This is a genomic window from Sinosporangium siamense (assembly GCF_016863435.1).
Lineage (GTDB): Bacteria > Actinomycetota > Actinomycetes > Streptosporangiales > Streptosporangiaceae > Sinosporangium > Sinosporangium siamense.
Genome location: NZ_BOOW01000038.1, coordinates 151,500 through 159,593, shown reverse-complemented (window position 1 = coordinate 159,593; position 8,094 = coordinate 151,500). Strand labels below are relative to the sequence as shown.

At 64.5% G+C, this 8,094-nt stretch carries 9 protein-coding genes; 7 read left to right on the top strand and 2 right to left on the bottom strand.

The genetic code is table 11. From position 1 onward, the window contains the following. Positions 1–180: 180 nt before the first annotated feature. Entirely contained in the window at positions 181–1,164 is a 984-nt protein-coding gene (locus tag Ssi02_RS29745; protein WP_204030900.1) for an AraC family transcriptional regulator, read from the bottom strand. 145 nt (positions 1,165–1,309) lie between these two features. Here Ssi02_RS29745 and Ssi02_RS29740 point away from each other — a divergent pair, with 145 nt between their 5' ends. Both Ssi02_RS29740 and Ssi02_RS29735 read left to right on the top strand, forming a co-directional pair. Continuing rightward, on the top strand, positions 1,310–2,170 hold the full coding sequence (locus Ssi02_RS29740; RefSeq protein WP_204030899.1) for an NmrA family NAD(P)-binding protein: 861 nt from the start codon (positions 1,310–1,312) through the stop codon (positions 2,168–2,170). Positions 2,171–2,185: 15 nt separating this feature from the next. Next, the gene (locus tag Ssi02_RS29735) at positions 2,186–2,662 is read left to right on the top strand and encodes an anthrone oxygenase family protein (protein WP_239130007.1); all 477 of its coding nucleotides are present in this window, start codon (positions 2,186–2,188) and stop codon (positions 2,660–2,662) included. 224 nt (positions 2,663–2,886) lie between these two features. Here the strand turns inward: Ssi02_RS29735 and Ssi02_RS29730 are convergent, their stop codons facing one another. Continuing rightward, the gene (locus Ssi02_RS29730) at positions 2,887–3,576 is read right to left on the bottom strand and encodes a TetR/AcrR family transcriptional regulator (RefSeq protein ID WP_204030898.1); all 690 of its coding nucleotides are present in this window, start codon (positions 3,574–3,576) and stop codon (positions 2,887–2,889) included. A 179-nt stretch (positions 3,577–3,755) separates the two neighbouring features. On the opposite strand from Ssi02_RS29730, the gene Ssi02_RS29725 reads away from it, so the two are divergent. From Ssi02_RS29725 to Ssi02_RS29705, 5 genes are all read left to right on the top strand, one after another. Further along, positions 3,756–4,922: an alpha/beta hydrolase gene (locus tag Ssi02_RS29725; protein ID WP_204030897.1), complete on the top strand. Its 1,167-nt coding sequence runs from the start codon at positions 3,756–3,758 to the stop codon at positions 4,920–4,922. Between the two features lie 327 nt (positions 4,923–5,249). Next, entirely contained in the window at positions 5,250–5,561 is a 312-nt protein-coding gene (locus Ssi02_RS29720; RefSeq protein WP_204030896.1) for a hypothetical protein, read from the top strand. Positions 5,562–5,590: 29 nt separating this feature from the next. Beyond that, entirely contained in the window at positions 5,591–6,298 is a 708-nt protein-coding gene (locus tag Ssi02_RS29715; RefSeq protein WP_204030895.1) for an RDD family protein, read from the top strand. Between the two features lie 274 nt (positions 6,299–6,572). Further along, positions 6,573–7,103, top strand: a complete 531-nt coding sequence (locus Ssi02_RS29710) for a 2Fe-2S iron-sulfur cluster-binding protein (RefSeq protein ID WP_239130006.1) — start codon at positions 6,573–6,575, stop codon at positions 7,101–7,103. Then, positions 7,100–7,981: an FAD binding domain-containing protein gene (locus tag Ssi02_RS29705; protein ID WP_307825826.1), complete on the top strand. Its 882-nt coding sequence runs from the start codon at positions 7,100–7,102 to the stop codon at positions 7,979–7,981. The genes Ssi02_RS29710 and Ssi02_RS29705 overlap by 4 nt, the downstream gene beginning before the upstream one ends. The last annotated feature ends 113 nt before the right edge of the window (positions 7,982–8,094 follow it).

Genomic DNA, 8,094 nt, shown 5'->3' with positions numbered 1-8,094 from the left:
GGCGGGGGCTCCGCCACCCGCACCCCCATCGCTGTGGTTACTCTTCGTTGGGGACTGGGGTGGAAGGTGCCTCGGTTCGCTCAACTTGACGCCTCTGCCGGTGGCGGCTTCCCCTCCCGGTGGGCGGCTTGTGACGGCGGGAAAGAGGGCGGGGTTCGCTTGTCGGCGACGGGGCTTGGTTTAGTGGGGGGACTGTGCGGCTTCTGGGGCCTGTCGTTTTTCTCGGCGGATCGAGCCGGGGGTTCGGCCGATGATGCGGGTGAAGGCTCGGTTGAAGGCCGCCTCGGACTGGTAGCCGAGTTCGGTGGCCAGTTGGGCCGCTGTGACGCTCTCCTCGATTAGTCTGGATCGGGCGAGGTTCATGCGCCAGCGGGTGAGATAGGTGATGGGGGCTTCCCCGACTAGTGTGGTGAAGCGTGCGCTGAACGCGGATCTTGACATTGTCGCGGTGCGTGCGAGCCGTTCGAGGTCCCATTCGTGGCCGGGGTCGGCGTGGATCAGCTCGAGTGTGCGGCCGATTCTTTCGTCCTGGAGTGCTCGGAGCCATCCGGTGCTGGTTTTGGGGACGGCGGCGAGCCAGACGCGGATGGCCTGGACGACGAGGATGTCGGCGAGGCGGGTTGCGACGGCTTCTCCGCCGGGCTGGGGGTGCGAGAGTTCGCTCGCCATGAGGCGCAAGGTGTCGCGGATCGCCGAGGCTGCTGAAACGGTGTCGCCGCCGACGAACAGGATTGCGGGAAGCGCGCGCATTAGCTCGGCGGCCGCTGGGTCGTCGAAGGACACTACGCCGCAGATTAGCTGCGCCGTGCGACCGGCTCCGCCGTACTGGAGCATGGAGTAGTGCTCGCTCAAATATCGCTGCGGGAGCAGGTCGACCCGTGAGGCGGGTCCGGCTTCCGGTGCGCTGAGCAGTTCGTGGCCCCTCCCGTGAGGAACCAGTGCGAGGTCGCCGGCGCGTAATTCAACTGGTTCGGAGTCGGGCAGACGTAGCCAGCACGATCCTGCGGTGAGGACATGGAAGCTGACCGAGTCGGCGATGGCGGGCATCTCCAGGGCCCATGGCTCCCGGAGTTCGGCGTGGCAGTAGAACGTGCTGCGCATCCGAAGCGTGTGCAGGATGCGAGTGAGCCTGTCCTGGCTTCCAGTGCCTGGCGCCTTTTGCATCCTGCAATCGTGCCACACCATCGGCATAATCATCCGCTACGGCTGGACGAATGAGCAAGAACAATGGTCTTTCAGTCATGGAATTACCTGGTGATGCCATCTAGCGTCGGTTCTACAGGCAATCGACTAGATCGAAGGAAGCATCATGTACGTCATCGCCGGGGCAACGGGTCGTGTCGGGTCGGCCACCGCCAAGAGTCTTCTCGCTGCGGGAGCCAAGGTCCGCGTGCTCACCCGCCGCCACACGGACGCGGAGCGTTGGGCGGCTTTGGGAGTTGAGGCGCGCGTGGTTTCCCTCGATGACCGGGTGATGCTGGGCGGGGCGCTTGAGGGGTGTGCGGGTTTTTTCACGCTGCTGCCGTTCGACTTGAACGTCGATGACCTCGACGCGCACGCCGACAGGCTCATCGGCTCGATCGCGGGTGCGGTCGCCGACCAGCGTGTTCCGCACGTTGTGATGCTTTCCTCGGGCGGGGCCGATCTCGCCGAGGGTACCGGCCCGATCGCGGGACTGCATCGGCTTGAGCAAGCACTTCTGGGCGCTGGAACCACGCTCACGGCTCTGCGCTCGGGGCACTTCCAGGAGAAGGTCGCCGATGTCATCGATATCGCTCGCTCCAGTGGCGTCTACCCGGTGTTCGCCGCCTCGGCGGATATCCCGCATTCAATGGTCGCCACGGTCGACATCGGAGCCGTCGCCGCCCAGGCTCTCCAGTCGCCACCCGCATCCAGTGAATCGGTGGACATCATCGGTCCTGCCTACTCTGAGAGGGCGGTCGCGGCGGTGCTTGGTGACGCGCTCGGACGGGAACTTCAGGTCACCACCCTCCCCGAGGATGCCTGGTCGGGCGCGCTCGTGGGCGCGGGATTCCGGCCGTACGTCGCCGAGAGTCTGGCCGAGCTCTATCGAGCCGACGAGGGAGGGCTGCTGGCCCCGCGTGGTGACCGGAGCGTGAGAGTGGACACCGGTATCGAGACCACCATCCGCCGGATTCTCGCTTCTTGATTGTGGGTGAACACCGTGGCTTTCTCGATCCTCGATACCCTGCTCGTAGTTGCGGTCGCTGCCAATGGGTTGCTGGCTGGGTTGTTCTTCTCGTTCACTTGTGCGATCGCTCCCGCTTTCCGGCGTGTCGATGACCGTGTCTACGTTCAGGCGTTCCGGGCGATCAACGCCGCGATCCTGAATGGGTGGTTCCTGTTCGTCTTCTTCGCGGCGCCCTTGGCCGCCGTTGTGGGTGCCGTGCTCGGTCTCGGACACGAGACATCGCTGCCCTGGCTGATTGCCGGTGCGGTGTGCTCAGCGTTGACATTCGGGATTACGGCAGCCGCGAACGTGCCCTTGAATCGTGGACTTGATCAAGCCCCTGTCGGCACAGAGGCTCAGTCTCGGGTGGCACGTCAACGCTTCGAGAACCGCTGGAATCTTTGGAATCTCGCCCGCACCATAACCAGCAGCGGTGCGCTCACGCTTCTCGCCATTGCGGTGACCTTGTAGCCACCTGTTCCAGGTGACGCGGGCCGGCGATTGGTGAGGGGCCGGGGAGTTGCATGGTCGGGTCAACGGCGACATCGCGACACAAGCTCTTGCTCACTGATCCTGGACCGGGCGCGCGGTACATCGTCCGGTCGGTCCGGTTGCCTATGGCTGCTTGAGAGTCATCGTCGTCAGGGACGACTCAGCGATTCCGCCCGATGTCGTTCGAAGAGGTGTGCCATCCGTTATCCGTTGCTTGGATGATCTTGTGAACGGATCGACTGAGCACTGGAGTCCTCAAGGGTGGCCAGCAGTTGCATCTCGTCCGTGATCGGATTCGGAAGATCGGTTCCCATGTCCGGCCGTGCCCGCAGGCCGTCGAGGATGAGATGCAGGTAGCGCCGCCACAGGTTCGGGTGCCCGGTGTGCTCGCTGATCGCGGCCACCATCAACTGGATCATCGGCAGATCCCAAGGCTGCGTGTCCGGTCGCAGAGCGCCCTCATCCTTGGCTCGCTGCAGCAGTCTGTCCGCCGCAGGGGCGACACGGCTCATGACCTGGTCGCGGCGTTGCGGGCCCCGGCCCGTGCCGAGCATCACCTCACGTAGACCGCGGTCGAAGGCCTGTAGCTCACACACCCTTTCCAGGGTGCTTGACAGCGCGCTCCAGGCGTCCTTGCCGGGGATGGTCTCGCGCAGTATCGCCTCGACGTTGTCGATCATGTCTTCGAAGAGGGCGTCAACAAGCTCCTCCTTGTTGGCGAAGCGCCGATAGACCGTGCCCACGCCGACGCCCGCGTGCTCGGCGACGTCGTCCAGAGTGGCCCGTACCCCCTGTTCGCGGAACACCTCGCGCGCCGCCGCAATGATCTTGCGTCGGTTGAGCTCGGCATCTCGCCGCAGCTTCCCCCGCCGCTCCCCGCCTGGCGCCGACATGCGCACCTCACTTTCTCCAGCCCGCACCAGCCTCGTTGCCGGCTGCCAAGAACCGCTGCTCCATGCTAAGTGCCCCTAAGGCGGGATCCCGAGGCGACCATAAACGGAGGCTTTATCTCCGCATGGCTACAGTCATAAGTGGAGAAGATATCTCCGCTATATGGGAAGGACGTTGAGCCATGCCGCGCAAGAAGATCATTTCCGGGGTCGCCCTCCTATCCATCGCCCTCAGCGCTTGTTCGCCTGGCTCTGGCGACGCCGGCGCCGTCGTCGCCCCCGCGACGGGGAACACCGCCTCCTGTCCCGCCCCATTGGCCGCGCCGCCCGGACGGGGCCCCAGCGGCGCGCCGACCACCGCTCCGGGCGGCGGTTCTGAGCGTCCCGCTATCTCGATCGCCACAACCATCAAGCCCTCTGACACCAGCACCAGCACCGTGATCAAAGCCGACGGACCGCAGATGCAATGCGACAGCACCGAGATCACCACGACGAAGGACGTTGTCTACGCCAAGCCCGACGACAACGGTCGGTTGGCGCTGAAGATGGACATACTCACCCCCAGCACCCAGGGCATGCGGCCGCTCGTGGTGTACCTGTCCGGCGGCGGATTCATGATGTCCACCAAGGAAGCCGCCCTAGATCAGCGCACTTACATCGCCCAGCGGGGTTACACCGTGGCCAGCATCCAATACCGGACATCGACCACCGGGGGCAGATACACCGACGGCGTCTCCGACGTGAAATCAGCCATCCGCTACCTGCGCGCCCATGCCGACATGTACGGCATCGACCCGGCCAAGGTAGCTGTCTGGGGCGAATCAGCCGGCGGATACCTGGCCGCCATGACCGGAACAACCAACGGAGTCAAAACCTTCGAACGCGGCGACAACCTGGACCAGAGCAGCGACGTACAGGCCGTCGTCGACAAGTTCGGTGCCTCCGACCTGACCAAACTCGGCGAAGACTTCGACCAGGCCGCCAAAGAGGCATCGGTGGCCCCCGGCAACAACCTGGCCCAGTACGTCTTCGGCACCGGCACCACCAAGTCGATCCTCGACAACCCCAAAACGGCCGCAGCCGCTAACCCAATCACGTACATCGACGGCACCGAGCCCGCCTTCCTCCTTCTTCACGGCAGCGCCGACCACCTGATCTCCCCGTCCCAAACCCTGCGCCTGCACGAGGCACTTCGGGCCAAGGGCGTCGACAGCACCCGCCTAGTGCTCGAAAACGCCGACCACGGCGACCTGGCGTTCATGGGCAATCCCGCAGTGGGCAAGCCCTGGACCAGCCAGCAAGTCATGGACGCCCTGACCACATTCCTCGACAAGCAACTGAAGAGCTGATCGGACATTGAATTCGAGCAGGAGGCATGTATACAGGAGGTCAAGACCGTGAGCCTTCATGGGGCCATCCCCGGTTACGCCCACATGATCCGCTGATTTCGTTTCTCGGTATACGGGGTTGGGACGGATCACTGTCGCCCCGCTTGCTCGGTGCTCGCGCCTCCGGCCCGCGCTTCACGCTAGGCCGCCGCCGGCATGAAGTGGCTGATCAAGGATGTTGGCTTGCGACGAGTCTGGAGTCGCGGTCCCCGAGTCGGTGACTCGGGACTGTCGTACGGCTTTCGCCGGGGCGTCGTAGGGTGGCGCTCTCAGGGTGAAAGGATCATTGTGTCGCAGGCCTCCCGGTTATCCTGGTCGGCGCTGTTGGTGTGGGGGGTGGCCGCGGCTGTCGCGGCGTTGCCGACCTGGGAGTTCTGGCGCGAGCGGCTTGAGGCTGAGGAGATCGCCCGGACCTTTGAAGCGTCTGGCGACATCTACGGGATGGTGTGTCAGTACAACGCTGGAACGACACTGTCGCCGCTTGCTCCGCTACGTCGTGATCTTGAAGTGGTCATGGAGATCACGGGGGGTGGGCGGTTCCGGCCTTCGTGGTTCTTCTCGGTCTTCTTGTGTGTTTGGGGCGCAGAGATCCCGGCTTGACAGGTCGGCGGGTGGCGGGGCTTCTCGTCTTGAGCGCGGTCATCAACCCGCTCGTCTCGTTGCATAACGAGCGGTCGGGTTGCAGCAACACGATCTCGCTGTTCAGTGCCGACTGGTTCAGAGGGGCGGTCGGTGGTTGGGGGATCAGCCAGGTGCTTTACCTGGTGGCGGCGGGGCTGGTGTTCGCCGCTTCGAGGGCGATGTCGTCCGTCGCTGCGGGGGAGGCGGGCGAGTCGCAGGCCGGTACGGTGTGGCGGCGGCCGGCGGCGGCACTGGTTGACTATTTGATCTTTGCTACGGTCTTCGGTGCTGTCGTGTGGGTGGCCTGGCCTTTGATCGACGTCAGCCTTTCGGTTCGCATGGGAGCCGGACTTCTGGAGCGGGCCGAGTGGGACATGTTCCGGGGTAGCGTGCGGCCTGCGGAGTTGGCCACCTTGGCGGGGCTGTTTCTCTATTTCTGGGTGCAGCACGCTCTGTGGGGGCGGACTCTCGGCAAGCGACTGCTGGGCATTCGTGTCATCGCTGCGCACACGGGTGGACGGCTGGGCGTGGGCAGGGCCGTGCTTCGTACGCTGACCTTCCCCCTTCTCGTCTTAGTCCCCGACGTCGGGTTGTGGTGTCTCCTGGTGAGCGGGTTGTGGATGCTCCTCGATGCGGAAGGCCGTGTTCTTCATGACCGCTTTCTGGGGGCCGCGGTGGTTCGCGATCGTGTACGGGATGCCCAGCCTCAGGTCTGACCTGACATCATCTGCGTGATCTTGGTTGTGTGGGTGTCGGCCACCCCTCTGGTCCGCTGTGGACAGCCTGGATCGGGGGGATTTCGTAGCACTCGTTTGTCCGGCCGGTTATGGAGCTTCTTCGGGAGCTGTCTCGGCTGTCGGGTGCCGAGGTGAGCAGGATTGTGCAAGGGTTCGCGAGTTTTGGGCTCACCTTCGCCTTCCCCGGCCTGCTTACATGGCCTTTCACCGGCTATCCACCTGCGCTGTGGCCCTGGGGGAGAAAGGTGTGGCGTTGAACGAGGACACCCATAGTGAGATTTTGCTCCACGTCAACGGCGTGAAGCATTGTTTGAGTGTGGACAACCGTACGACTCTGCTCGATGCGTTGCGGGAGCGGGTTGGCCACACCGGGACGAAGAAGGGCTGTGACCACGGGCAGTGTGGCGCGTGCACGGTGCTGTGTGATGGCAGGCGTGTTGTGTCGTGTCTGATGTTGGCGGTTGCCGCCGAGGGGGCCGAGGTTACGACAGTCGAGGGGCTTGGCGGGGACGGGGAGCTGCTGCCGATACAGCAGGAGTTCGTGCGGCTCGATGGTTTTCAATGTGGATATTGCACGTCGGGGCAGATCTGCTCGGCCGTCGGGATGCTGGCGGAGTATGCGGAGGGGTGGCCGAGTGCAGTCACCGCCCCTGGTTCTGAGCCGGTGTTGGACGCGGTGGAGGTGCGGGAGCGGATGAGCGGGAATCTGTGCCGCTGCGGTGCGTACCCGTCGATTGTGCGGGCGGTGCTGGAGACGGCGGCTCGTGGGGAGGTGACGGGGTGAGGGAGTTTGCCTATCAGCGTGTGACGCAGGTTCGTGAGGCGCTCACCCTGGTTGCCGAGAACGACGGGTCACGGTATCTCGCCGGTGGGACGAACCTTGTCGATTTGATGAAGTGCGGGGTTGAGGCGCCCACGCGGCTGGTGGATGTGCGGTCTCTTCCGCTTGGTGGTGTGCGTGAGGGGGCGGATGGTGGGTTGGTCATCGGTGCTACGACGACCAACAGTGATGTCGCGGCCCATCCTGAGGTGCGGCGTCGGTTTCCGGCGTTGAGTCAGGCGGTGCTGGCAGGAGCGTCGGGTCAGTTGCGGAACATGGCCACGGTGGGGGGCAACCTGCTGCAGCGGACGCGGTGTGCTTATTTCGCCGATCCCTCGCAGGCTTGCAATAAGCGGGTTCCGGGCACTGGTTGTTCCGCCGTCGACGGGGCGCATCACAATCACGCCGTCTTCGGCTGGTCCCGTCACTGTGTGGCCACTCATCCGTCGGACATGGCGGTGGCGTTGGCTGCGTTCGATGCCGTAGTGCATTACGAGACGCTTGACGGGGGCGGCGAGATTCCGCTGTCGGAGTTCTATCCGCCTGTGGGGGACACGCCTCAGCAGGAGACGGTGCTGCCTTCGGGGGCTTTGATCACAGCGGTCAGTCTGCCGAAAGCCGCTCTTTCGCCGTGGTCGCGTTATCGGAAGGTGCGCGACCGGGCTTCTTACGCCTTTGCCAACGTGTCCATCGCGGCCGACCTGGGTGTTCACGACGGGGTGGTGCGGGATGTGCGGATCGCTCTAGGTGGGGTCGCTTCCCAGCCTTGGCGTGCTCGAAGTGCTGAGGCGTTCCTGCGGGGAGGGCCTGCCTCCTTTGGAACGGTTCCGGGCGGCGGCTGACTCCGAACTGTCCGGGGCGGAGCCGTTGCCGGGCAATGGATACAAGGTGACGTTGGTGCGCAATCTCATTGTGGCGGTTCTTGGCGAACTCGCCGAGCTGCACTCTGTCCGGA